We start from the raw sequence: 22,426 nt of genomic DNA, 5'->3' as shown, positions 1-22,426 counted from the left end.
AAGCATGATCACTTCGGAACCGGAATCGCGTGCCATACTCCAACGCACTCCGATTCAGACAGATGAAGCCGCACATGCCCAAAGGATTGATTCGCGCTATTGGCGCTCTGTTGACCGCTCTAGCCCTCTACAGCCTGCTGGGGTTTCTGATTTTGCCGGGTATCGCGTTGCGGGTGGCCAATCAACAATTGGCCAATTACGCAACGACGCCTGCCACGATTCAGCGGATCGAACTCAATCCGTTCAGCCTTGAAGTCACTCTTTGGGGACTGATCATCGGCGATCCGGGCAAGGAACAGGTCGGCTTCGAACGCCTGTACGCCAACCTGCAGATCGACAGCCTCTGGACCAAGGCGCTGCACCTGTCCGATATCGAAATTGACAAACCCAAGACCGAAATCCTCTTTGGCAAGGACGGCAAGCTCAATCTGATTGGCCTGTTCAAACTCCCCGCCAGTGAGCCGACCCCGGCCGACCCGAACGCCAAACCGTTCCCGTTGCGCATCGAGCGGATCAAACTGGCCGGCGGTGTCGTGCACTTCCAGGACCAACGCCCCAGCGAACCCATCGAATTCCTCTACGACAAACTCGACTTCGAACTGAAAAACCTCAGCACCCTGCCTGAAGACAGCGCCGACATGACCTTGGTGGCCATCGGCCCGGCAGGTGGACAGATCGACTGGACCGGCAATTTCAGCCTGATCCCTATCGCCTCCGAAGGTAAGTTGAAGATCACCAATGGCAAGATGAAATCCTTTTGGCCCTATGTGCGTGACGCGCTGCCACTGGTGCTCGAAAACGGCGTCATGAGCCTCAGCACCGACTACAAACTCAACCTGGCCAAGGAAACCGAACTGCTGTTGAGCAACGTTGCCGTCAGCATCGCGCCGTTTGCGATCAAAGCACCTGACGGTCGACCGCTGGCGAAACTCGAGCGTCTGGACATCAGCGAAACCACCGTCGACCTGGCCAAGCAGCAAGTGGTCGTCGGCAAGATCCGCAGTAAGAAGCTGGAAACCTGGGCCGCCCTCGAAGCCGATGGGCAACTCGACTGGCAGAAACTGTTCGCCAGCCAACCGTCCAAAGCAGCCGTCAAAGCCAAGGCCGAACCGGCCAGCACCCCGGCCGCCGCCGATTCACCGAAACCGGACCCGGCGCCACCGAGCAAGCCATGGCAGGTGCTGCTAAAAGACGTGCAACTGCGCGATTACCAGGTGCATCTGGCTGACCGCAAGGCAGTACCCACTGTGGCGCTGGACGTCGGCCCGCTGAACCTGGACCTGCAGAATTTCGACAGCCTCAATGGCTCGCCTTTTAACCTCAAGCTCGATACGGGCGTGGGCAAGCAAGGCAAGCTCATGGCAGACGGTATCGTCAATCTCGCCCCGGTCAGCGCCAGGTTAAAAGTACAAACCAAGGACATCGACCTGCGCGTCGCACAGTCCTATATCAACCCGTTCATTCGTCTGGAACTGCGCAGCGGCATGCTCGGCAGTGATCTGACGGTCGATCTGAAAAGCACCGAGCCGCTGGCATTCAGCGTCACCGGCCGTGCTCAGGTCGATCAACTGCATACCCTCGACACCCTCAAAACCCGCGATTTTCTCAAGTGGCAGCAGTTGGTGCTCGAAGGCCTGAATTATCAGCACGGCGACAGCCTGTCGATCGACAAGGTCAACCTGTTCCAGCCTTACGCGCGCTTCATGATCAACGATGACCGCACCACCAACATCGATGATCTGCTGATTCCGCAACCGCCCGACTCAGGCGCCAAAACGGCTGCAGCCAAACCTGCCAGCACGGAAAAACCGCTGGGCATCCACATTGGCGGCATCGCCATCAACGACGGCTCGGCCAACTTCGCCGACTTCAGCCTGACCCCGAACTTCGCCACTGCCGTGCAACAGCTCAACGGACAGATCGGCACCATCGACAGCCGTCAGGCGAAACCGGCCAGCGTCGATATCAAAGGCAAAGTCGACCGCTATGCACCGGTCACCATCAAGGGTTCAGTCAACCCGTTCGACCCGATGGCCAGCCTCGACATCGCCACCAGTTTCAAACGTGTTGAACTGACCACGCTGACGCCCTACTCCGGCAAGTTCGCCGGCTACCGCATCCGCAAGGGCCGGCTCAATCTTGACCTGCATTACCTGATCACCAAGGGCCAGCTCAAGGCCGATAACAAAGTGGTGGTCGAGCAGCTGCAACTGGGTGAGAAAGTCGACAGTCCGGACGCTGTGAGCCTGCCGCTGAAACTGGCGATCGCGTTGCTCAAGGACGTCGACGGCAAGATTTCCATTGAACTGCCGGTGACCGGCGACCTGAACAATCCGCAGTTCAGCGTCATGCCTATCATTTGGCAAACCCTGCGCAACCTCATCGTCAAAGCCGCCGCGGCGCCATTCAAAATGATTGGCGGACTGGTCAGTGGGAGTGGTTCGGAAGATTTGGGCACTGTGTCGTTTGCCCCGGGCTCAAGCGAACTGAGCAAGGAGGCCGAGGGTTCACTGGTCAAACTGTCCCAGGCCCTCAAGGAACGTCCGGCCCTGCGCCTGGAAATCGAAGGCACGGCGGCTGCCAGCAGCGATGGCCCGCTGATCGCCGAGCAGCGTCTGGAACGTGAATATCAATACAACTACTACAAAATGCTCCAGCGTCGCGGTGACAAGGTGCCGGCCCAGGCGTCATTGCTGGAAGTACCGGATAACGAGAAAGGTCCGCTGCTGGAAGGGATCTACCGCACGCGCCTGAAGACGCAGCCGCCCGCCGAGTGGAAGGATCTGGGCAAGGAAGAACGCACCGCCAAAATGCGCGCCGACGTGATCAAATTCTGGAGTTCCAGCGACGTGCTGTTGCGTCAGTTGGGTCAGGAACGCGCCAGCAGCATCAAGGACTATCTGGTCGACAAGGGTCAGTTGGCCGATGACCGCGTGTACTTCATCGACGCTAACCTCGGTGAAGCGGAAAGTGACGGTCGGGTGGTTACGCCGCTGCATCTGGACGCTGAATGATGGGCGCGAAATGGATGATAAGCCTGGCTCTGGCGATGGCCGCCAGTCAGGCCTCGGCAGCCGATACCCTGCGCTGCGGCAGTCAATTGGTCAGTGTCGGAGACAGGTCCAGTGAAGTGCTGCAGAAATGCGGTGAACCGGTCAGCCGTGATTTTTTGGGCTACAAGCGCAGCGCTAACCGACGGGAAGAGTTTCAAGTCGAGGAATGGACCTACGGGCCCAACGGCGGGATGTATCAGTACCTGCGTTTTGAAGGTAATCGTTTGAAGCAGATCACCAGCAAGCGCGGCAACTGACCTCACATTTGCTTTGCGTTGCCCCAAATAGAACAGGCCCCGACACGAATGCCGGGGCCTGTAATGGCCACATCCTTATGGCCTTCGCATGAACTCTCCTGAGGCGGCAGACGTATTGCTCGGCCCGTCTGTCGCGCCTTCTCCCAGTCCAGGCGAGAAGCCTTGTCTTACTCGGATTTCAGGCCGTCAGCGGAGACCGCCTGGACGCCTTTGATTTTCTTGGCGATCGCCACGGCGGTGGCTTTCTGAGCGTCAGTTACCGCAACGGTGGACGACAGAGACACTACGCCTTTGTTGGTTTCGACTTTGATGTCGGTACCAGGAATGCCTTTTTCGGTCACCAGGTCGGCTTTGACTTTAGTGGTGATCCAGGTATCGGAAGTAGCTTCTTTGGCTTTGGTGACTTCACCAGCCGCCAGAGTCATCGGAGCCTGGGTGGTTTGGGTGGTCTGTGCAAATGCAGCGTTGGCCATGGTCAGGGTCAGCGCGGTAGCAGTAGCGGCAGCGATAGCGAACTTCTTCATACGAGTAACTCCTGTTTTTCATAAAGTCTGCTGCGTGTCTTGTCAGCAGGGTTACTGGAGATAGTGCGAACGCTGTGCCAAGTTTGAGACAGTCAATAAATCTATATAAATCAATAAGTTATGAAAACGGTTAATTTTCGGAATCATGCAAATTGCATGACTTTGATTTTTTCTACATGCAAGTTGCGGGTTTTGGGCATGGGCCTAAGGCCATGAATTATCGGGTTTTTTGTACTTGAGCCTGATACGCACTTAAAAAAATGCCCCTGTCTGTCGACAGAGGCACTTCAAACCGCTTTAACCGCGTTACCAATTACGGGTGTGTGCAACCTGCTGGTGCGAAATCGGCACCGACGCTGGTGGCGCATGACCAACCATTAGCTGGGTCTCGAGTCAGTGTCACAGTCGCACCAGCAATAACCGCTGGAGGGCTTTTCACTGTGCAAAGAATGCCTGAAGTAGTACCAGTAACGGCGGTGATCGTGCAGTTCTGCGAATTGGCGGCATTTGGAGCAAAAGTGGCTACAGCCGGGGCCGCAGTACCCGAGTTGACCGCGTCCTCATAACCCACTTTGAGCGCCGAAATTTCGGCTGCACCCGCCGTCATCTTCGCCCGCGCCTGATACTTCGAGTAAGCCGGAATGGCAAACGTCGCCAGAATCCCGATGATCGCCACCACGATCAACAGCTCGATAAGCGTAAAACCTTTTTGAGTCTTCATAGACAAGCTCCATGCATGAGTCGAAATCTCATGATCTGAACTAGCCACAGCACAGTCCATGCCATGCCCTTCGCCCACCTGTTATAGAGACTAGGGACCAACACAAAGCCGTTTCCTACCCCCAGAATCCGCACTATCTGACACTTTTTGTCACCTGAACGCCGCTGGTTTGGTTCCTCCGCTTGACTAGGCTATAAGTCATGAACTGTCTGCGTCCGGTATCCCAATGAATGACATCGCCCTTAGCGGTCTGGCCAAGCAATTGGTCCTGGCCGAGCTGCTCACTGACAAAAGCGCGCAACAGGCGTATCAGCAAGCCCAACGTGATAAAACCCCGCTGGTCAGCTATTTGGTGCAGAACAGGCTGGTGAAAAGCCGCCAGGTCGCCGAGATCGCCTCGGAACACTTCGGCATGGCCTTGCTCGACCTCAACTGCCTGGAAAAGGAGACCCAACCCAAGGGTCTGGTCAGCGAGAAACTCATTCGCCAGCACCACGCCCTGCCCCTCTGGCGGCGCGGCAACAAACTGTTCGTGGGCGTTTCCGACCCGACCAATCACCAGGCCATCAATGACATCCAGTTCAGCACCGGGCTCACTACCGAAGCCATTCTGGTTGAAGACGACAAACTTACTGATGCCATCGAAAAATTCTTCGACAGCCCAAGTACCGGCCTGGAAGACATGGCCGATGTCGACCTTGATGGTGTGGACATCGAATCGATCGATGACAACAAACAGGATTCCATTGGCGGACAAGACGCCGAGGACGCACCCGTGGTGCGCTTCGTCCACAAGATGTTGCTCGACGCGATCAAGAGTGGCTCTTCCGACCTGCATTTCGAGCCCTACGAAAAAACCTACCGCGTGCGGATGCGCACCGACGGCATGCTGCGTGAAGTTGCCAAGCCGCCGATTCAACTGGCCAACCGCATAGCCTCGCGGCTGAAAGTCATGGCCAGCCTCGACATCTCCGAGCGACGCAAACCACAGGATGGGCGGATCAAGATGCGCCTGTCCAAGAGCAAGTCCATCGACTTCCGGGTCAACACCCTGCCGACCCTGTGGGGCGAGAAAGTGGTGATCCGGATCCTCGACCCGTCCAGCGCACAAATGGGCATCGACGCCCTCGGCTACGAGCAGGACCAGAAAGACCTGTACATGGCCGCCCTCAAGCAGCCACAGGGGATGATTCTGGTGACAGGCCCCACCGGGTCGGGCAAGACCGTGTCGCTCTACACCGGTCTGAATATCCTCAACACCGTGGACATCAACATCTCCACCGCCGAAGACCCGGTGGAGATCAATATGGAAGGCATCAACCAGGTCAACGTCAATCCCAAGCAGGGACTGGGCTTTGCCCAGGCGTTGCGCTCGTTCCTGCGCCAGGACCCGGACGTAATCATGGTTGGCGAGATCCGTGACCTCGAAACTGCAGAAATAGCCATCAAGGCAGCCCAGACCGGGCACCTGGTGCTGTCGACCCTGCACACCAACAGCGCCGCCGAAACCCTGACTCGCCTGCACAACATGGGCATCCAGGGGTTCAACATTGCTACCTCGGTCAGCCTGATCATCGCCCAGCGCCTGGCGCGCAAGCTATGCAGCCATTGCAAGAAACCCATCGAGATTCCCCGGGAGGCACTGCTCAAGGAAGGCTTCCCGGAGGAACGGATCGGCTCATTCACGATCTATGAACCGGTCGGTTGCGATCACTGCAACAACGGTTACAAAGGCCGAGTCGGAATTTATGAAGTGGTGAAGAATACCCCGGACCTGCAACGGCTGATCATGGCCGAAGGGAACTCACTGGAAATCGACATCCAGATGCGTAAGGACGGTTTCAATGACCTGCGTACGTCGGGCCTGCTCAAGGCCATGCAAGGCATCACCAGCCTTGAAGAAATCAACCGGGTCACCAAGGACTGAATATGGCGGTCAAAGCAGTAAAAATCAGCGTCTACACCTGGGAGGGTACAGACCGCAAAGGCACCAAAATAACGGGCGAGTTGAGCGGTCAGAACCCGGCGTTGATCAAGGCCCAGTTGCGCAAGCAGGGCATCAACCCCGGCAAGGTACGCAAGAAGTCCACCTCGATTTTCAACATGGGCAAGCGCATCAAGGCTCAGGACATCGCCCTGTTCACCCGGCAAATGGCGACCATGATGAAGGCTGGCGTACCGCTGTTGCAGTCTTTCGACATCATCGGTGAAGGCTTCGATAACCCGGCGATGCGCACACTGATTGACGAGGTGAAACAGGAAGTCGCGGCGGGTAACAGCTTCGCCGCGTCCCTGCGCAAAAAGCCTCAGTATTTCGATGAGCTCTACTGCAACCTGGTCGATGCCGGCGAGCAGGCCGGTGCCCTCGATACCCTGCTGGAGAGAGTGGCGACCTATAAGGAAAAGAGCGAAAGCCTCAAGGCCAAGATCAAGAAAGCCATGACCTACCCACTGGCAGTGGTGTTCGTCGCGATCATTGTGACCGGGATTCTGCTGGTCAAAGTGGTGCCGCAGTTCGAATCGGTGTTCAAAGGGTTTGGCGCCGAATTGCCAGCCTTCACGGTGATGGTCATCGGCCTGTCGGAGTTCATGCAGAATTGGTGGTGGGCGATGCTCGGCGTGCTGATCGCGACCATCTTCGGTGTGCGCCACGCGTTTAAAACATCGCAAGGCTTTCGGGACCGAATGGACGCCTGGCTGCTGAAACTGCCGCTGATTGGCACGCTGATGTACAAGTCCGCCGTGGCCCGTTACGCCCGCACGCTGTCGACGACATTTGCGGCAGGTGTGCCACTGGTGGAAGCCCTGGATTCGGTGGCCGGCGCTACCGGCAACATCGTGTTCAAGCGCGCGGTGCTGCGCATCAAGCAGGACGTATCTACGGGCATGCAGCTGAATTTTTCCATGCGCGCCTCCGGCATTTTTCCGAACATGGCGATCCAGATGACCGCGATTGGCGAAGAGTCCGGCGCACTGGACGATATGCTCGACAAGGTCGCGAGCTTCTATGAGGACGAAGTGGACAACATGGTCGATAACCTCACCAGCCTGATGGAGCCGTTCATCATGGTGGTGCTGGGTGTTATCGTCGGTGGCCTGGTGGTTGCGATGTACCTGCCCATCTTCCAACTCGGCTCAGCGATCTGACATGCCCTTGAACGACATTCCGACCCTCCCCCCGTTGACCTTCGTGATCGCAGCCATGTTGGTGGGCCTGCTGATTGGCAGCTTTCTCAACGTGGTGGTCTGGCGCCTGCCAAAAATGCTTGAGCGCGAATGGCGTGAGGAGGCTCGTGAAGTGTTGGGCTTGCCGAGCGAAACACCGCTGCCGACCTTCAACCTGATGCTGCCCCATTCCCAGTGCCCACAGTGCGGCCATCGAATCCGCGCCTGGGAAAATATTCCGGTGCTCAGTTATCTGTTTTTACGGGGTCGATGCTCGAACTGCACGGCAGCCATCAGCAAACGCTACCCGCTGACCGAACTGGCTTGCGGTCTGCTCTCGGCGTTCATTGTCTGGCATTTCGGTTTCGGCTGGCAGGCCTGCATGGCGCTGCTCCTGAGCTGGGGGTTGCTGACGATGAGCCTGATCGACGCCGAACATCAACTGCTGCCGGATGTGCTGGTGCTGCCGCTGATTTGGCTGGGGCTGATCGTCAACAGCTTCGGACTTTTCGTGTCCTTGCATGAAGCGTTGTGGGGCGCGGTGGCCGGCTATATGGCGTTGTGGTCAGTGTTCTGGCTGTTCAAGCTGATCACCGGCAAGGACGGCATGGGCCACGGTGATTTCAAGTTGTTAGCGATGTTCGGCGCCTGGGGGGGCTGGCAGATCCTGCCTCTGACCCTCCTGTTATCGTCGATGGTGGGCGCCGTTGTCGGCGTGATTTTGCTGCGTTTGCGCAACGCGAAAACCTCCACACCGATCCCCTTCGGACCCTTTCTGGCAATTGCCGGCTGGATTGCCTTGCTCTGGGGTGGTCAAATAACCGACTTCTATTGGCAGTTTGTCGGTTTGAAATGAATACCCCTGTGGAAAAACCCTGGATTCTCGGCCTGACCGGTGGCATCGGCAGCGGTAAAAGCGCGGCTGCCCAGCACTTCATCGACCTGGGCGTGCACGTAGTGGACGCCGATCACGCGGCGCGTTGGGTCGTAGAACCGGGTCGCCCGGCGCTGGCCAGGATCGCCGAACACTTCGGTCCCGGCGTATTGCAAGCCGACGGGCAACTGGATCGCGCGGCGTTGCGCAAACTGATCTTCGAAGTGCCAGAGGAACGCCGCTGGCTCGAAGCGTTGCTGCATCCGCTGATCGCCAAGGAAATCGCCGATCACCTGGCCAAGGCACAATCGCCTTACGCGATTCTGGTTTCGCCGCTGCTGATCGAGTCCGGGCAGTACGCCATGACCCAACGGGTTCTGGTGATCGATGCCCCGGAACAACTGCAGATCGAACGCACCCTGCAGCGTGACCAGACCAGCGAGCAACAGGTCCAGGCGATCCTCAAGGCCCAGTCCAGCCGACAGGACCGCGTGAGCCACGCCAACGATGTGGTGGTCAATGACCGCGACCTCGCCTGGCTGCACAGCGAGGTCGAACGCCTGCATCACTTTTACCTTACTTTGCGTGGAGGCCAGTCATGAGCCAGACCCCAACCGTCAATTGCCCAACCTGTGGCGCCCCTGTCGAATGGGTCGCCAGCAACGTCAACCGGCCGTTCTGCTCGGATCGCTGCAAATTGATCGACCTCGGGGCATGGGCTTCGGAAGAACACAAGATTCCGGTCAGTCCGGATGCCGAAGACGACCTGTTCAGCGAAGACTTCGAGCCGCGTCACTGATCTTCAAGGACGCATAAAACCGTAGTCCTGGCTGTCATCGAGGTTTTCCGCAAGAAAACGCAACTCATCGGCCAGGTCTTCGGCGCTGCGCACCGCCTTGCTCTGTTGCACCACTGCACTGAGCAAGGCGCGCAGGCTCAACCCCGGATCAAAACCCACTTCCTGCGCCCCATCCAGACTGTGACGCAATTCCTGCCTTGCCCATTCGTAGACACTCATTTCGATGCTCCTGAAGGTTTTCCAGAGCATGAATTCGTGAGCGTTTTTTGCCTTTGATGTGGATCAAGATTTGGGATCGTCGTCTTTCCAGGGTGCCGAAAGGTAGCGCGTGCGATTGAACGTCTCCAGCCACTCGGGGCAAAACACCACCAGCGCACTGACCACCATGCCGTTGATGAACGCTTCCGGAAAAATCAGCAGCCACAGATAACCGACAAAATCCTCCAGCCAATACGGCATGGCGAAACGTTCGTCGAACCACAGCAACCACAGCGCCAGCAGCAGGCACAGCAACGCCGACAGCGCCGCTGCAAAAAAACCGGACACGAAGATATACACAAAGGGATTACGCGGTTGCGCTCGCTCCACCAGGATCGCGCAGCACTCGGTGACCAGCACCGGCAGCAGAATCAGCAGCGCGCCGTTGACCCCCATCGCCGCCAGATCTTGCCGCCCCAGCAGCACGAGTCCCGTTTGGGCGACCAACCCGCCGACAATCGCCAGTGGCCAGTCGAGCAACAGGGTCACGGCGGTCATGCCGATAAAGTGGTAGGACACGCCGGTGTCGAAGTCTTGTCTCACCAGCCAGAGCATGAACAGCGCGAACACCGTGCCGAACAACAGATGCTGGCGGCGACTGTCACTGAACAGTTCGACCCACGGTGCTCGCGCAACGGCCCAGATCAGCACCGGGACATAGATCAACCACCCCGCCGTGAGGGTTTCAGGTGACAGTAACTCGGCGCCGATCATGGCTGGGCACACTCCCTTGTCTTGCCGAAAGAGAACAGGCCCTCAGTCTACACCGCCCCTCGTACGCCCTTCGACTTCAGGCCCAATGCCGTGGATCGTTCATCACCGACTCGTGTTCAGCGAACAGCTTGGGCAATTCGGCCTTGAGAAAGTCCACCCAGGTCCTGACCTTGGCATCGAGAAAACGCCGCGACGGGTACAACGCATAGACGTTGCGTTCACGAGGGCGCCAGGCCGGCAGCAAGCGCAACAAGGTGCCATCGCTCAAGGAGCGCGTCGCGGTGTAGAACGGAATCAGGCTGATCCCCATGCCGGCCTCCGACGCCTTGACCATCGACTCGGCGACGTTGCACTGAAAGGTCCTGGCCGGGCTGACGGCATGCTCGCCCTCTTCGTCCCGGAACACCCATTCATCGCTGTACAACGGGTCGAGCATGCGCAGGCACCGATGATCCTTCAGCGCCATCGGTGTGTGCGGCACGCCATGCCGTTGCAGGTACTCCGGGGAGGCGCAGGGCACGCTGTAAATCTGCCCGATCGCATGGGCGACCAATTGCGAATCGGCCAGTTCATGGGCAATCGAAATCACCACATCGTGCCCTTCCTCCAGCGGATCGGGATTGCGCTGCGACAGCGTCAGCTCGAACACCACATCGGGGTAAAGCTCGCTGTAACGGGCGATCAATGGCGTGATCAGCACGCCCAGGCCATTCATGCTGTGAACCCGCAGCCGTCCACTCGGTTTGAGATGGGCGCCGCGCGCCTCTGCCGTTGCCACCTCCATTTCTTCGAGTATTTGCCGACTGCGCACCAAAAAGCGTTCACCGGCCTCGGTCAGGCTCAATCGCCGCGTGGTGCGTTGTAGCAAACGCGCTTGCACATGCTGCTCCAGATCGGCCACCAGTCGCGACACTTGCGCGGTCGACAGGTCCAGCGCATCGGCGGCGGCGGTAAAACTTGCGCAGTCCACCACGCGGACGAACACCCGCAAGTTATTGAGCAGATCCATAAGCCCTCCACGGGCGGTGACTGTTACGTTTCATGTAAGGCTGCATCAGGCGCTGGCCCCTTTATCGGTGGTGGGCGAAGACTAGAATTCAGGTATCGGAATCAACACGGAGCACGGAAAAATGAAAACCCTGATCAGCCTGTTTCTGACCGTTGTCGCCACCTCGGCCATGGCCGCCGGCAACGAGCCCGCCGCTACCTCGTACAACCCGGCACAGCCGCTGGACATCGCCGAAGTGGTTTCCGTGTCGAACACCGCGACCGCCTGCGGGGTTGTGCCGGCGACCATGGAGTATGTCGATCATCAAGGCCAGACCCATCGCGTGACGTACGAGGTCATGGGTGATTGCACGAGCAACCTGTAATCACTGGCGTTGCATGACTCACACGATCATTCGTTTCGCCTGCAAGGCCAGATCATGCAAGCCGGCCAAGCGCGCCATGATGCGTTCGACCACCTCCACCCTGGCCACCGCACCGTTTTGCAGTTCGCCCATCGAGTGCAAGGCCACTCCGGCCTTTTCCAGTCCCAGACGTGTAGAGCCGGACAACTGCTGAAGACCTTGGCGTGCCTGTTCAGCGGACTGTTCCAGCCCCGTAGCGATTTGCCGGATCTGCGCACTGGAGTCCGCTGCCTGACGCGAGAGATTGCGCACCTCATCGGCCACCACCGCAAACCCTCGGCCATGGCTGCCCGCCCTCGCCGCCTCAATGGCTGCATTCAACGCCAACAGGTTGGTCTGACGGGAAATGGCCTGGATGCTGCCGACAATCGCGCCGATGCGCATCGACTGACTGCCGAGCTCGTCGAACACTTGATCCAGACGCTGCATATAGAGGTTCAGATCTTCCAGCACACTGGCCGAAGACTGCATGCTCAACGCACTCGCCTTCACCCGTTCACCTGCCGTGCGCGCCAGTTGATTGGCAAAGCGCATGTCTTCCTCGGTTTGCAGCACGGACTCGGTCAATTGCTCCAGCGTGACCTGCAAGCCGTTTTTGTGCGATAGCTGTTCTTTTTCAGGGGTCATAGCAGCGTCCATGTGTAGCTGAGGATCAAGCGGTTTTCGTCGATGTCACTGCGGTAGTTGGAACGGGCCATCGCGTTGCGCACACGAATCCCGAGGCCTTTGAGGCTACCGCTCTGCAGCACATAGCCGATGTCCAGATCACGCTCGCGGTCTTTGCCCTCGAACCCTTTGCCGGTATCGACATTGTTGCCGGTGATGTAGCGCACGGTGCTGGTCAGCCCCGGCACGCCGAGGGCGGCGAAATCGTAGTCGTAACGCGCCTGCCAGGAGCGCTCGTCGGTGAAGGCGAACTCGTAGGTCGGCACCTCGTTACCCAGTGGGCTGATGTTCGCAAACACTCGCGGGAAGGCGCTGTCGCCGAACATGCCCTGATAACCGACATAGAAGGTGTGGCCGCCACGCTTGGCCGACAGCAAGGAGAAGAACGCCTGGTTGTCGATGTTGCCCAGCAGCTTCTTGCCGTCTTCGCGCGAATCGTAATACCCGAGGTTGGCGCCCAGGATCCAGTTACCGAGTGGCTCGCTGTGCTTGAGGCCGAGAAAACGCTGGTTGTAGATATCTTCCAGTTGCCCGAACCAGGCACTGACCGAGCTGCGTTTATCGTTGAAAGCGTAATCGGCGCCAGCAAAGTTGAAGCCATCGCTGCTGACCTGACGCTGCGGTACGTGACCGAGCATGGCTTGCATCTTTTCGTCACCCGCCTCGTTGCGCAGGCTGGTCGAGTTCAAGTGACCACCTTGCAACGTCAGGCCATTGATCTCGTTCGAGCTGATGCTCGCGCCCTGATAGCTGGGCGGCAGCAAACGGATATCGCTGAAGGCCAGCACTGGCAAGTTGGGTTGCAGCTCACCCACTTTCAGTTCGGTTTTGGAGAAACGCACCTTCAACGCGCCCTCCAGGCGGCTGTACTCATCCGCCGCGCGCCCGTCACCCTGCACCGGCAGCAAACCGGTATTGACCCGGTCCGGGCTGCTATCGAGTTTGAGGCCGAGCAGGCCAATGACATCCACACCAAAACCGACGGGCCCCTGGGTGTAACCGGATTTGACGTTGAGGATGAAGCCCTGCGCCCACTCTTCAGCCTTCGATTGTTGGTTGGCTCCGACGATGTCGGAAAAGTCCCGGCTGAAGTAGTAATTGCGCGCTTGCAGGGTGGCAGTGGTGTCTTCGATGAAGCCACTCTCGGCCGCCATCGCACCGGCGGAGAAACTCGAGACGATCGCCATGGACAACACTGAACCGGTTGTTGAAAGAATCTGTTTCATCGTTTTTTCTCTTATTTTTATTAATCGACAGGTTGAAGTGCTTCAGCCGCAGCGGATTCGCGGCGGGGAACAGGACGACGAGCGTTTAACAACACGTGGGTGACCATGCCGAAAATCAGCCCCCAAAAAGCGGCGGACAAACCCAACAACGACATGCCCGACGCGGTGGTCAGAAAGGTCACCAACGCGGCTTCGCGATCACTCGGCACGGCCATTGCGCCGGCCAACGCCCCGGCAATCGCGGCGAACAGCGCCAGCCCGGCCAAGGCGGCGATCAGTTCTTTGGGGAACGCGGAAAACAGTGAAACCAGGGTGGCGCCGAAGATCCCCAGCACCAGGTAACACAGCCCGCCCACCACCCCGGCCACATAGCGTTTGCCGGGATCCTCATGGGCCTCGCGCCCGGTACAAATCGCCGCGGTGATGGCCGCCAGATTCAGCCCATGGCAACCAAACGGCGCCAACAGCGCGGTGCCCACCGCACTGCTGGCGATGATCGGGCCGGCCGGCGTTGCGTAACCGCTGGCGCGCAGCACCGCCATGCCGGGAACGAACTGGCCGGTCAGCGCCACCATCACCAGCGGCAAGGCGATATTCAGGGTCGCGCTCAGGCTGAACGCGGGCGTGATCCACACCGGCGTGGCCAACCCGATCACCAACGCTTCGCGGTGCAAATCACCGGCGAGAAACGCCATCGAGCAGCCCACCAGCAGCACCATCAACACTGCATACCGCGGCATCAGCCGTTTGCAGATCAGGTACGTGGCGAACATCGCCAGCACCAGCAACGGCTTGCCCTGCAACGAGACGAATAAGCCGGTGCCGAAGCTGAACAGAATCCCCGCCAGCATCGCTGCCGCAATCGCCGCCGGCAGTTTGCCGATGATCCGGTCAAACGCCCCCGAGACCCCGACCAGAAAGATAATCAGGCTGCTGACCAGGTAAGCACCCACCGCCTCTGACATGGAGATTCCCGGCAACAGCGCCACCAGCAACGCCGAACCCGGCGCCGACCACGCGATGATCACCGGGACGCGGTAACGCAGGCTCAGACCGATGCCGAGCACGGCGCTGCCGATGGAAATCGCCCAGACCCAGGAAGCCAGCACCTCCCGCGAGAGGTGCGCGGTCTCGGCGGCCTGAAAGATGATCACCAACGGGCCTGCGTAGGAAATCACCGTGGCGATAAATCCGGCGACTGCCGCAGACAGGGAAAAGTCCCGGAATAACGCTCTCATGAAACGTCGCCAACAGACCCGTCGAGCGAACCGTGGCGCAGGCTCGACAGCGCTTGTTTAGCACTGCGCCGACTGCTGATGGCAAACACGGTCATGGCAATCGCGGCCACCGCACCGGGCAAGGCAAAGGCCATGAAGTTCAGTTGCAGCGGCAGGCTGATCCCGAGTAACGCACCGCCCAGCAGCGGTCCGACAATGGCACCATTGCGCCCGATGCCCGACGCCCAGCCCAAACCGGTGGAGCGAATGGTCATCGAGTAGAACTGCGCGGCGCAGGCGTACAACAGAATCTGCGAGCCGATGGTGGTGGCGCCGGCGATGGCGATCAGCAGGTACAACAGAGGCATCGGGCTGTTGAAACCCAGCAAGGTGATCGATACCGCCGCCACGGCGAAGAACACCGCCAACACCCGCGGCAGGTTGAGTTTGTCACCCAACACGCCGCCGCCGACCGCGCCGAAAATGGCGCCGAAGTTGAGCACCAGCAGGAACGACAGACTCGAGCCCAGGCTATAACCCGCGTTGGCCATCAGTTTCGGCAGCCAGGAACTCAAGGCGTAGACCATCAGCAAGCAGCAGAAAAACGCCAGCCACAACATCAGCGTGCGCAGCGCACGACCTTCGCGAAACAGTTGCAACACCGGGGTGCCGGTGCCCTTCACTTCGCTCATGTGCAGCTGATCGCTGGTTTGCGCGACGTAAGCCGGATCAATCCGTTCCAGAACGTTGCGTGCCTCTTCATTGCGTCCCTGACGCAGCATGAAACCCACCGACTCGGGCAGGAAGTACATGATCAACGGCAACAACAGCAACGGCAGCACCGCCACGTAAAACACCGCTTGCCAGCCAAAACTCGGGATCAGCACAATACCGAGCCCCGCCGAGAGCATGCCGCCCACCGAATAGCCGCTGAACATGATCGCCACCAGCGTGCTGCGGATTTTCTTCGGCGCGTACTCGTTCATCAGCGCCACGACGTTGGGCATCACCCCGCCAATGCCAAGCCCGGCAATGAATCGGCAGAGGCCAAACTCGGTGGGGTTGCGGGCAAAACCATTGAGCACGGTAAAACCGCTGAACAGCATCACGCAGATCGTGATGGCTTTTTTGCGTCCGATCTTGTCGGACAGCGGGCCGAAGAACAGCGCGCCGAACATCATCCCGAACAGCGCATAACTGCCCAGTGCGCCCGCTTGCAGGGGACTGAGCCCCCACTCTTTCATCAGCATCGGCAGCACCACGCCGTAGATCACCAAATCGTAACCGTCGAAGATGATGATCAGGGCACACCAGAACAGCACCATCCAGTGAAAGCGGTTGAATCGTGCGTTGTCGATAACCTCATGTACGTCGATCTTGCGCATGGCATTTATCTCTTGTTGTTGTTTTTTTAAGAGCGTCGGTAACGCGGCTAACGTCCGTACAGCCGAGGGTAGAGGCGCCAGGCACGTGGCAATATCCGCTTTGCGCAGATCGCTATCCGTTTTGTGCAAGGCCCTGAACCGGGCGCGGGATGTGGATTGTTATGGGCATGACGCGTCGCAGATCCGGCCTATCTGACCCTCTCCGATAAACTGTCTTCTTTGCGATCGCATTTGAACGCTAAGCTTGGGCTTATGGATGACTCAGATTATTTACGCCTGCTGACCATTGCGGCCGAGCAAGCCAACGCGTTCCTGTCCAATGCCCGCAAATGGGAGCGTGAGCGTTGGGTCTGTCAGCGCCTGCTGCAAGGCCTGAACATTCCCTATCGCGCCGACGAATTCGCCCCGGCCGGGGAGCCGCCGGACGTGCTGTTTCGTGACGCCAGTTTCGAAGTGTTTTTCGTGCTCGATGAAGGCCGACGCCTCAACGACGAATGGCGCGATGAGCTGCAACGCCGGCGCAGCGCGTTTTCCCTGAGTTCACTGGTGCGCCGCGAGGCCAAGCCCCGGCGCATCCCGGCCAATGAATTCTTGCTGAGACTGGCGCCGACCTTGCGCAAAAAAGCCCATAACTACAAAGAGCGCGGCATGGACCTGGGCGAACTGGACATCATCGCCTTCGCCAGCCTCAAGCGCGAAGTGCTGGACCTCAACAGCCATTTCCCGCCGCCGACCGAATACTTGCGCCAGGGCTGGCGCTCGTTGTCGCTGGTCGGTCCGACCTTCGCCCGTGTGCTGTTCGCGCACCCGGATGCACCGGATTTCCTGCGCAGCAACCTGGGTCGCAGCATTGTTTTCGACGTCGGGATCAGCCTGTGAGTCCATTGCAGGAGCTGATTGCCGTAGTGCCGCAAACGGGTCGCGTTCGCTGGATCGGCGTGCGGCCGCTATCACGTTCTCAGATGATCGAACTCGATGCCGTCGAGGCGCGACTTGAAGCCGGTTTAACCGGTGATCACGCGCGTCCCGGCGTACGCAATGCGCGGCAGGTGACGCTGATTCAGTGGGAGCATCTGGCAGTGATCAGTTCGCTGATGGGCCGCCCGGCGGATCAACCGGTGTTGCCCCATGATCTGCGGCGCAACATCGTCGTCAGCGGCATCAATCTCTTCAGTCTCAAGGGTCGGCGCTTCAGGATCGGCCAGGCGATTTTCGAAACCACCGGTTGGTGCCAACCCTGCGCCCGCCTCGAGAACAACCTCGGCCCCGGGACCTTTCAGGCCGTTCGCGGACATGGCGGAATCACTGCCCGAGTGTTACAAAGTGGAATCATTCGCCTGGACGATACGGTGAGCGTCGAGCCCATTCCCGCCAGCGGCTATGCTCCGTTCAATGTGGGCTAAAACCTGCTGTAGCTTCTACACATTCAGCAACGTCTACCCCTGACGAGGCCCAATATGACCAGCCGCCTGAACCCCGACGACCAAAAGCATGTCGAAGAGTACCTGCAACTGTCCCAGCACCAAGTCGAGCGCCGGCCTTTCCGGCCGTGGATGCTCCTGGTGGTGGTGTTGGCAGTGACCATTGGTTTAGGCCTGTTGAGCCGACTTATCAGTTACCTGACGCTATGAGCAGCATTGCGCTCGCGAGGGTAATTGCACCGATTTCTTTTAGCCTTGCGAGATATCCCCATGACTCATCGTATTGTCATCGTTGGCGGCGGCGCCGGCGGTCTGGAGTTGGCTACCCGTCTGGGTAAGACTCTGGGCAAGCGCGGCACGGCCAGTGTGATGCTGGTCGACGCGAACCTGACTCACATCTGGAAACCGCTGTTGCACGAAGTGGCGGCAGGTTCCCTGAACTCTTCCGAAGACGAACTCAACTATGTTGCCCAGGCGAAATGGAACCACTTCGAGTTCCAGCTGGGGCGCATGAGCGGGCTTGATCGCGCACAGAAGAAAATCCAGCTGGCCGCCACCTACGACGAAGCCGGCGTGGAACTGGTCCCGGCGCGCGAAGTGGGTTACGACTCGCTGGTGATCTCGGTCGGCAGCACCACCAACGATTTCGGGACTCAGGGCGCGGCGCAACACTGCCTGTTCCTCGACACCCGCAAACAGGCCGAGCGCTTCCACCAGCAATTGCTCAACCACTACCTGCGCGCCCATGCCGGGCAGACCGACAAGGTCGAGCAGATCAGCGTCGCCATCGTCGGCGCCGGTGCCACCGGGGTCGAACTGGCTGCCGAACTGCACAACGCCGCGCATGAGTTGGCCGCCTATGGTCTTGACCGGATCAAACCGGAAAACATGCACATCACGCTGATCGAAGCCGGGCCACGGGTGCTGCCCGCCCTGCCGGAGCGTATCGGCGGGCCTGTGCATAAAACCCTGGAGAAACTCGGGGTCAACGTCATGACCAATGCCGCCGTCAGTGAAGTGACGGCCGACAGCCTGATTACCGTCGATGGCAAAGTCATCAACGCCAGCCTGAAAGTCTGGGCCGCCGGGATTCGTGCACCGGGCTTCCTCAAGGACATCGACGGCCTGGAGACCAACCGGATCAATCAGCTGCAAGTGCTGCCGACCCTGCAAACCACCCGCGACGAGAACATCTTCGCCTTCGGTGACTGTGCGGCCTGCCCGCAACCGGGCACCGATCGCAATGTGCCGCCGCGCGCCCAGGCTGCGCATCAGCAAGCTTCGTTGCTGGCCAAATCGCTGAAACTGCGGATCGAAGGCAAGCCTCTGCCTGCGTACAAGTACACCGACTACGGCTCGCTGATCTCGCTGTCGCGTTTTTCGGCTGTGGGTAACTTGATGGGCAACCTCACCGGCAGCGTGATGCTTGAAGGCTGGCTGGCGCGGATGTTTTACGTGTCGCTGTATCGCATGCACCAGATGGCGCTGTATGGCGCGTTTCGCACGGCGATGCTGATGTTGGGCAGCAAGATCGGGCGCGGGACTGAGCCGCGGCTGAAGCTGCACTAGCCACAATCCAACTGTAGGAGCGGGCCGGCTCACTCCTACAGTCGGTCTCCATTGATTTGGAGATCTGTGTCTCACTGTATCTCTCCCCCCGATTACACCCCTTCGCTTACAAACTCCCCCTTGCGCGACACAGTAGCGATACACCACGCCCGCTAAATGGCCACACCCGAGCAAGGCACCCCGCCAGCTACGGTTATCGCCGCACTTACGTGGCGTCCTTTATCGAACGGTTGTGTCGTGCAACCCAGGAGTATCGAAATGTCCCGTACCACCAAAAACACTATCGGTTTGCTCGGCGCTGTTTTGGCCGGTGGCATGATGTTGTCCGGCGCTGTGTTCGCCTCGCAATCTCTGACTCAGGGTTACCTGCTGGCCTCGGCCGAACAGGTGGTGAAGACCCCTGAAGGCAAATGTGGCGAAGGCAAGTGTGGCGATGCGTCGATGGCAAAAACCGACACCGATGGCGACGGCAAGGTATCCCGTGCCGAATTCCAGAAAGTCGCGCCGAAGTCCAATTTCGACAAGATCGACACCAACCATGACGGCTTCATCGACGAGCAAGAGGCTTTCGACAACGTGAAGGCCAACTACGAAGCCAATGGCAAGAAAATGCCAAAAGGCCTGTTCGAGCACTTGAAAGACCAAGACGGCGCCTAAGCTTCCAAGAACCACGCCGCGCTTTCCTTCGAGAAGCGCGGCTTTTTTGCGTCTGTAAAATTTAAAGCTGGAAGCGCCGCACCATGCCCCGCAAGGCATTGGCCAGCTGAGACAGCTCATGGCTGGACGCGCTGGTCTGATCCGCGCCGGCGGCAGATCGCACCGACAGATCAAGAATATTCACCAGATTGCGATCCACTTCCCGCGCCACCTGCGCCTGTTCTTCGGCAGCGCTGGCGATCACCAGATTGCGTTCATGGATCTGATGCACCGACGCGGTGATGGTCTGCAACGCTTCGCCCGCTCGCTCGGCCAGAGCCAATGTGCTGGCCGCACGGGTTGAGCTGGCCTGCATGGAATCCAGCGCCTGAGTTGAGCCGTTGCGCATGCCCTGAACCATTTGCTCGATTTCCTGAGTCGATTGCTGCGTGCGATAAGCCAAGGCGCGAACTTCGTCGGCAACCACCGCGAAACCGCGACCGCTTTCCCCGGCGCGCGCCGCTTCAATGGCAGCATTGAGGGCCAGCAAGTTGGTTTGCTCGGCAATCGCACGAATCACATCCAGCACCTTGCCGATCTCCTGAGACTGGTTAGCCAGGGACTGCACCAATCCGCCCGTGATCTGCACATCGCTGGCCAGGGCGCCGATGGCCGTGACTGTTTCGCTGACCCGCTCCTGGCCGGCGTGTGCGGACTCACTGGATTGGCGCGTGGCGTCGGAGGTCGACACCGCGTTGCGGGCGACCTCCTCCACCGCGGTGGTCATTTCCGTGACAGCCGTCGCCGCTTGTTCGATCTCGTTGTTCTGCTGTTGCAGGTTCTGCGTGCTGTCGAGCGTGACCGCATTCAACTCGTCAGCCGCTGTCGCCAATTGCGCCGCGGAGCCGCTGATACCTTGCAAGGTTTCACGCAGGTTGTGCTGCATGGTCGCCAACGCCTTGAGCAAGCGACTCACTTCATCGTTGCCATGGGCTTCGATGGGGCGCGTCAGGTCACCTCGTGCCACGTTTTCTGCAGCATTCAACGCTTCGTTCAACGGTTTGACGATGCTGCGGGTCAGCAGCATGGCCAGGCCGACGGTGGACAATGCCGCCAATGCGATAAACAGGCTGACGATCATCCGCGATGTTTCGTAATGAGCTGCAGATTTCTGGCTCTCGGAGGCGACTTGTTTGGCGAACAGATCCGCCAAGTCAGTGAGCTGTTTGCCCGAACCATCGACCACGGTTTTCATATCGATCAGCAGCAGTTTGGTCAGTTCGTCACGGCGACCCTGTTCGGCCAGGGAGAACGATTGAGCAATGCCGGAGCGATAAGCCGCGAAGGTGGTTTTGAACTGGTCATACAAGGCCTTGCCTTCGGCGGTGTTGACCAACTGATCATAAGCCGCAATCTTCTGGCTCAACTCTTTGTCGCGGGTGTCCATCTGGCCACGGTAGACAGATATGTTCTTCGGATCCTGATCCAGTGCCATGCGCAGGGAAATAGTGCGGATGCGCAGCATGATTTCGCGGATCTCGTCACCGCCGCGAATGCTCGGCAGCCATTGTTTCTCCACCGCCACCTCGCTGTCACGAATGCTCGACATCTGCCCCAGGGCAAAAATCCCGAGCAAAGCGACCAATACGGCAATCAGGGCAAACCCCAAGGCTGCCCGAGGAGCGATATTTAACTGACGAAGCAACATAACGAACGCCTTTTTCTTGTAGTGGCCTGGATAAGGGGCGTTTTTTCGGCAGTACCCCGTCGCCTCGTTATCGGCAAGTTGTACGATGACTGAAGTGTTGTTTCTCGAAGATAAAAATCGAAGACAAAAAAAATCCCCGTATCTTTCGATACGAGGATTTTTAATATGGTCGGGGTAAGGGGATTCGAACTCCTGACATCCTGCTCCCAAAGCAGGCGCGCTACCGGACTGCGCTATACCCCGGTAATAAAAAGGCGACCTTTAAAAAAGTCGCCTTCTTCGATCAGTGCTTTTGGCCTCTGATCTTAAGATCTGATCCCAGCGTGAACTGGTTTCAAAAATGGTGGGTCGTGTGGGATTCGAACCTACGACCAATTGGTTAAAAGCCAACTGCTCTACCAACTGAGCTAACGACCCAAAAATGGTCGGGGTAAGGGGATTCGAACTCCTGACATCCTGCTCCCAAAGCAGGCGCGCTACCGGACTGCGCTATACCCCGGTTTGAAATTGGCTCCGTGACCAGGACTCGAACCTGGGACCCAATGATTAACAGTCATTTGCTCTACCGACTGAGCTATCACGGAACTACATATTTCAATTTACAACTGTGAAGCTTGCTTCACCTCTTCGACCCGTTCGCATCGCTGCGTTCGTGTGTCTGAGGCGCGCTATTCTACAATCTTAAGCACCTCTGTCAACCCCCTAAATTGCTTTCAAGTTAATGATTTGCAACTTATTTCAGATTCCTGCTTGGGGAGCTGGAACCCTTCAGGGCGACTTACTGCGGGGCGCACTTTACAAGCCTTTTCCTTTAAGTTCAA

Annotated in this window: 23 protein-coding genes, 4 tRNA genes and 1 pseudogene; 13 read left to right on the top strand and 15 right to left on the bottom strand. The window is 58.7% G+C overall.

Features of this window, described 5'->3' with window-relative positions:
- The first annotated feature begins 74 nt into the window (after positions 1-74).
- Together ABH912_RS25005 and ABH912_RS25000 are read left to right on the top strand one after the other, a co-directional pair.
- On the top strand, positions 75-3,014 hold the full coding sequence (locus ABH912_RS25005) for a DUF748 domain-containing protein (protein WP_429511891.1): 2,940 nt from the start codon (positions 75-77) through the stop codon (positions 3,012-3,014).
- Positions 3,014-3,310, top strand: coding sequence for a DUF2845 domain-containing protein (locus tag ABH912_RS25000; protein ID WP_033054342.1), 297 nt, complete (start codon positions 3,014-3,016; stop codon positions 3,308-3,310). Before ABH912_RS25005 ends, ABH912_RS25000 begins: the two co-directional genes overlap by 1 nt.
- Positions 3,311-3,477: 167 nt before the next feature.
- On the opposite strand, the gene ABH912_RS24995 is transcribed toward ABH912_RS25000, so the two are convergent.
- Positions 3,478-3,834: a BON domain-containing protein gene (locus ABH912_RS24995; RefSeq protein ID WP_008153317.1), complete on the bottom strand. Its 357-nt coding sequence runs from the start codon at positions 3,832-3,834 to the stop codon at positions 3,478-3,480.
- Between the two features lie 313 nt (positions 3,835-4,147).
- The gene (locus ABH912_RS24990; RefSeq protein ID WP_429511890.1) at positions 4,148-4,555 is read right to left on the bottom strand and encodes a pilin; all 408 of its coding nucleotides are present in this window, start codon (positions 4,553-4,555) and stop codon (positions 4,148-4,150) included.
- Positions 4,556-4,781: 226 nt separating this feature from the next.
- Between ABH912_RS24990 and pilB the strand changes: the two genes are divergently transcribed.
- The 5 genes from pilB to yacG are packed head-to-tail and all read left to right on the top strand — an operon-like array spanning position 4,782 to position 9,393.
- Positions 4,782-6,482 (top strand): type IV-A pilus assembly ATPase PilB, encoded by a 1,701-nt coding sequence (pilB, locus tag ABH912_RS24985; RefSeq protein WP_429511889.1) that lies wholly within the window; start codon positions 4,782-4,784, stop codon positions 6,480-6,482.
- A 2-nt stretch (positions 6,483-6,484) separates the two neighbouring features.
- Positions 6,485-7,702, top strand: coding sequence for a type II secretion system F family protein (locus ABH912_RS24980; RefSeq protein WP_033054338.1), 1,218 nt, complete (start codon positions 6,485-6,487; stop codon positions 7,700-7,702).
- A 1-nt stretch (position 7,703) separates the two neighbouring features.
- Positions 7,704-8,576 (top strand): prepilin peptidase, encoded by an 873-nt coding sequence (locus ABH912_RS24975; protein WP_429511888.1) that lies wholly within the window; start codon positions 7,704-7,706, stop codon positions 8,574-8,576.
- Positions 8,573-9,196, top strand: a complete 624-nt coding sequence (gene coaE / locus ABH912_RS24970) for a dephospho-CoA kinase (RefSeq protein WP_429511887.1) — start codon at positions 8,573-8,575, stop codon at positions 9,194-9,196. Before ABH912_RS24975 ends, coaE begins: the two co-directional genes overlap by 4 nt.
- Positions 9,193-9,393: a DNA gyrase inhibitor YacG gene (gene yacG / locus ABH912_RS24965; RefSeq protein WP_008153323.1), complete on the top strand. Its 201-nt coding sequence runs from the start codon at positions 9,193-9,195 to the stop codon at positions 9,391-9,393. The genes coaE and yacG overlap by 4 nt, the downstream gene beginning before the upstream one ends.
- A 3-nt stretch (positions 9,394-9,396) precedes the next feature.
- On the opposite strand, the gene ABH912_RS24960 is transcribed toward yacG, so the two are convergent.
- The 3 genes from ABH912_RS24960 to ABH912_RS24950 form a co-directional block, all read right to left on the bottom strand.
- Positions 9,397-9,612: a hypothetical protein gene (locus ABH912_RS24960; RefSeq protein ID WP_429511886.1), complete on the bottom strand. Its 216-nt coding sequence runs from the start codon at positions 9,610-9,612 to the stop codon at positions 9,397-9,399.
- Between the two features lie 63 nt (positions 9,613-9,675).
- Complete coding sequence (locus ABH912_RS24955; protein ID WP_429511885.1) at positions 9,676-10,365, bottom strand: energy-coupling factor ABC transporter permease; 690 nt, start codon at positions 10,363-10,365, stop codon at positions 9,676-9,678.
- 76 nt (positions 10,366-10,441) lie between these two features.
- Positions 10,442-11,374: a LysR family transcriptional regulator gene (locus tag ABH912_RS24950; protein WP_429511884.1), complete on the bottom strand. Its 933-nt coding sequence runs from the start codon at positions 11,372-11,374 to the stop codon at positions 10,442-10,444.
- Positions 11,375-11,495: 121 nt separating this feature from the next.
- Between ABH912_RS24950 and ABH912_RS24945 the strand changes: the two genes are divergently transcribed.
- Positions 11,496-11,738 (top strand): DUF2790 domain-containing protein, encoded by a 243-nt coding sequence (locus ABH912_RS24945; RefSeq protein ID WP_033054329.1) that lies wholly within the window; start codon positions 11,496-11,498, stop codon positions 11,736-11,738.
- Between the two features lie 18 nt (positions 11,739-11,756).
- On the opposite strand, the gene ABH912_RS24940 is transcribed toward ABH912_RS24945, so the two are convergent.
- The 4 genes from ABH912_RS24940 to ABH912_RS24925 form a co-directional block, all read right to left on the bottom strand.
- Positions 11,757-12,206: a methyl-accepting chemotaxis protein gene (locus ABH912_RS24940; RefSeq protein ID WP_429513156.1), complete on the bottom strand. Its 450-nt coding sequence runs from the start codon at positions 12,204-12,206 to the stop codon at positions 11,757-11,759.
- 194 nt (positions 12,207-12,400) lie between these two features.
- Complete coding sequence (locus ABH912_RS24935) at positions 12,401-13,669, bottom strand: OprD family porin (RefSeq protein ID WP_429511883.1); 1,269 nt, start codon at positions 13,667-13,669, stop codon at positions 12,401-12,403.
- A gap of 20 nt (positions 13,670-13,689) precedes the next feature.
- Positions 13,690-14,907: a benzoate/H(+) symporter BenE family transporter gene (locus tag ABH912_RS24930; protein ID WP_429511882.1), complete on the bottom strand. Its 1,218-nt coding sequence runs from the start codon at positions 14,905-14,907 to the stop codon at positions 13,690-13,692.
- Positions 14,904-16,271 carry an aromatic acid/H+ symport family MFS transporter gene (locus ABH912_RS24925; RefSeq protein WP_429511881.1) on the bottom strand — a complete coding sequence of 456 codons (1,368 nt, stop codon included), beginning with the start codon at positions 16,269-16,271 and terminating at the stop codon, positions 14,904-14,906. Before ABH912_RS24925 ends, ABH912_RS24930 begins: the two co-directional genes overlap by 4 nt.
- 252 nt (positions 16,272-16,523) lie before the next feature.
- Here ABH912_RS24925 and ABH912_RS24920 point away from each other — a divergent pair, with 252 nt between their 5' ends.
- From ABH912_RS24920 to ABH912_RS24900, 5 genes are all read left to right on the top strand, one after another.
- Positions 16,524-17,150 (top strand): DUF1780 domain-containing protein, encoded by a 627-nt coding sequence (locus tag ABH912_RS24920; RefSeq protein WP_008154887.1) that lies wholly within the window; start codon positions 16,524-16,526, stop codon positions 17,148-17,150.
- The gene (locus ABH912_RS24915) at positions 17,147-17,674 is read left to right on the top strand and encodes an MOSC domain-containing protein (RefSeq protein WP_429511880.1); all 528 of its coding nucleotides are present in this window, start codon (positions 17,147-17,149) and stop codon (positions 17,672-17,674) included. Before ABH912_RS24920 ends, ABH912_RS24915 begins: the two co-directional genes overlap by 4 nt.
- A gap of 54 nt (positions 17,675-17,728) precedes the next feature.
- Positions 17,729-17,902 carry a DUF3094 domain-containing protein gene (locus ABH912_RS24910; RefSeq protein WP_008154890.1) on the top strand — a complete coding sequence of 58 codons (174 nt, stop codon included), beginning with the start codon at positions 17,729-17,731 and terminating at the stop codon, positions 17,900-17,902.
- A gap of 60 nt (positions 17,903-17,962) precedes the next feature.
- Entirely contained in the window at positions 17,963-19,261 is a 1,299-nt protein-coding gene (locus tag ABH912_RS24905) for an NAD(P)/FAD-dependent oxidoreductase (RefSeq protein ID WP_033054320.1), read from the top strand.
- A 258-nt stretch (positions 19,262-19,519) separates the two neighbouring features.
- Positions 19,520-19,918, top strand: a complete 399-nt coding sequence (locus tag ABH912_RS24900) for an HvfA family oxazolone/thioamide-modified RiPP metallophore (RefSeq protein ID WP_429511879.1) — start codon at positions 19,520-19,522, stop codon at positions 19,916-19,918.
- Between the two features lie 61 nt (positions 19,919-19,979).
- Here the strand turns inward: ABH912_RS24900 and ABH912_RS24895 are convergent, their stop codons facing one another.
- The 6 genes and pseudogenes from ABH912_RS24895 to ABH912_RS24870 form a co-directional block, all read right to left on the bottom strand.
- On the bottom strand, positions 19,980-20,843 hold the full coding sequence (locus ABH912_RS24895) for a methyl-accepting chemotaxis protein (protein ID WP_429513154.1): 864 nt from the start codon (positions 20,841-20,843) through the stop codon (positions 19,980-19,982).
- Positions 20,835-21,605 (bottom strand): annotated as a pseudogene (locus ABH912_RS24890) (MCP four helix bundle domain-containing protein); the annotation flags it as partial. The gene ABH912_RS24895 and the pseudogene ABH912_RS24890, both read right to left, overlap by 9 nt.
- A gap of 166 nt (positions 21,606-21,771) precedes the next feature.
- Positions 21,772-21,848 (bottom strand) — tRNA-Pro (locus tag ABH912_RS24885).
- A 98-nt stretch (positions 21,849-21,946) separates the two neighbouring features.
- Positions 21,947-22,022: transfer RNA gene (locus tag ABH912_RS24880), tRNA-Lys, on the bottom strand.
- Positions 22,023-22,027: 5 nt separating this feature from the next.
- Positions 22,028-22,104 (bottom strand) — tRNA-Pro (locus ABH912_RS24875).
- 9 nt (positions 22,105-22,113) lie between these two features.
- Positions 22,114-22,189: transfer RNA gene (locus ABH912_RS24870), tRNA-Asn, on the bottom strand.
- Positions 22,190-22,426: the final 237 nt, after the last annotated feature.

This window comes from Pseudomonas sp. BT76 TE3572 (assembly GCF_050435365.1).
Classification (GTDB): domain Bacteria; phylum Pseudomonadota; class Gammaproteobacteria; order Pseudomonadales; family Pseudomonadaceae; genus Aquipseudomonas; species Aquipseudomonas fluorescens_W.
Note: the sequence above shows the minus strand (reverse complement) of the source record. Positions and strands in the feature narration are given on the sequence as shown.

Bases quoted from the DNA above. Each gene is read 5' to 3' on its own strand.
- ABH912_RS25005 (WP_429511891.1), top strand. From the start codon at position 75: ATGCCCAAAGGATTGATTCGCGCTATTGGCGCTCTGTTGACCGCTCTA.
- ABH912_RS25000 (WP_033054342.1), top strand. From the start codon at position 3,014: ATGGGCGCGAAATGGATGATAAGCCTGGCTCTGGCGATGGCCGCCAGT.
- ABH912_RS24995 (WP_008153317.1), bottom strand. From the start codon at position 3,834: ATGAAGAAGTTCGCTATCGCTGCCGCTACTGCTACCGCGCTGACCCTG.
- ABH912_RS24990 (WP_429511890.1), bottom strand. From the start codon at position 4,555: ATGAAGACTCAAAAAGGTTTTACGCTTATCGAGCTGTTGATCGTGGTG.
- pilB (WP_429511889.1), top strand. From the start codon at position 4,782: ATGAATGACATCGCCCTTAGCGGTCTGGCCAAGCAATTGGTCCTGGCC.
- ABH912_RS24980 (WP_033054338.1), top strand. From the start codon at position 6,485: ATGGCGGTCAAAGCAGTAAAAATCAGCGTCTACACCTGGGAGGGTACA.
- ABH912_RS24975 (WP_429511888.1), top strand. From the start codon at position 7,704: ATGCCCTTGAACGACATTCCGACCCTCCCCCCGTTGACCTTCGTGATC.
- coaE (WP_429511887.1), top strand. From the start codon at position 8,573: ATGAATACCCCTGTGGAAAAACCCTGGATTCTCGGCCTGACCGGTGGC.
- yacG (WP_008153323.1), top strand. From the start codon at position 9,193: ATGAGCCAGACCCCAACCGTCAATTGCCCAACCTGTGGCGCCCCTGTC.
- ABH912_RS24960 (WP_429511886.1), bottom strand. From the start codon at position 9,612: ATGAGTGTCTACGAATGGGCAAGGCAGGAATTGCGTCACAGTCTGGAT.
- ABH912_RS24955 (WP_429511885.1), bottom strand. From the start codon at position 10,365: ATGATCGGCGCCGAGTTACTGTCACCTGAAACCCTCACGGCGGGGTGG.
- ABH912_RS24950 (WP_429511884.1), bottom strand. From the start codon at position 11,374: ATGGATCTGCTCAATAACTTGCGGGTGTTCGTCCGCGTGGTGGACTGC.
- ABH912_RS24945 (WP_033054329.1), top strand. From the start codon at position 11,496: ATGAAAACCCTGATCAGCCTGTTTCTGACCGTTGTCGCCACCTCGGCC.
- ABH912_RS24940 (WP_429513156.1), bottom strand. From the start codon at position 12,206: ATGCAGCGTCTGGATCAAGTGTTCGACGAGCTCGGCAGTCAGTCGATG.
- ABH912_RS24935 (WP_429511883.1), bottom strand. From the start codon at position 13,669: ATGAAACAGATTCTTTCAACAACCGGTTCAGTGTTGTCCATGGCGATC.
- ABH912_RS24930 (WP_429511882.1), bottom strand. From the start codon at position 14,907: ATGAGAGCGTTATTCCGGGACTTTTCCCTGTCTGCGGCAGTCGCCGGA.
- ABH912_RS24925 (WP_429511881.1), bottom strand. From the start codon at position 16,271: ATGCGCAAGATCGACGTACATGAGGTTATCGACAACGCACGATTCAAC.
- ABH912_RS24920 (WP_008154887.1), top strand. From the start codon at position 16,524: ATGGATGACTCAGATTATTTACGCCTGCTGACCATTGCGGCCGAGCAA.
- ABH912_RS24910 (WP_008154890.1), top strand. From the start codon at position 17,729: ATGACCAGCCGCCTGAACCCCGACGACCAAAAGCATGTCGAAGAGTAC.
- ABH912_RS24905 (WP_033054320.1), top strand. From the start codon at position 17,963: ATGACTCATCGTATTGTCATCGTTGGCGGCGGCGCCGGCGGTCTGGAG.
- ABH912_RS24900 (WP_429511879.1), top strand. From the start codon at position 19,520: ATGTCCCGTACCACCAAAAACACTATCGGTTTGCTCGGCGCTGTTTTG.
- ABH912_RS24895 (WP_429513154.1), bottom strand. From the start codon at position 20,843: ATGCAGCACAACCTGCGTGAAACCTTGCAAGGTATCAGCGGCTCCGCG.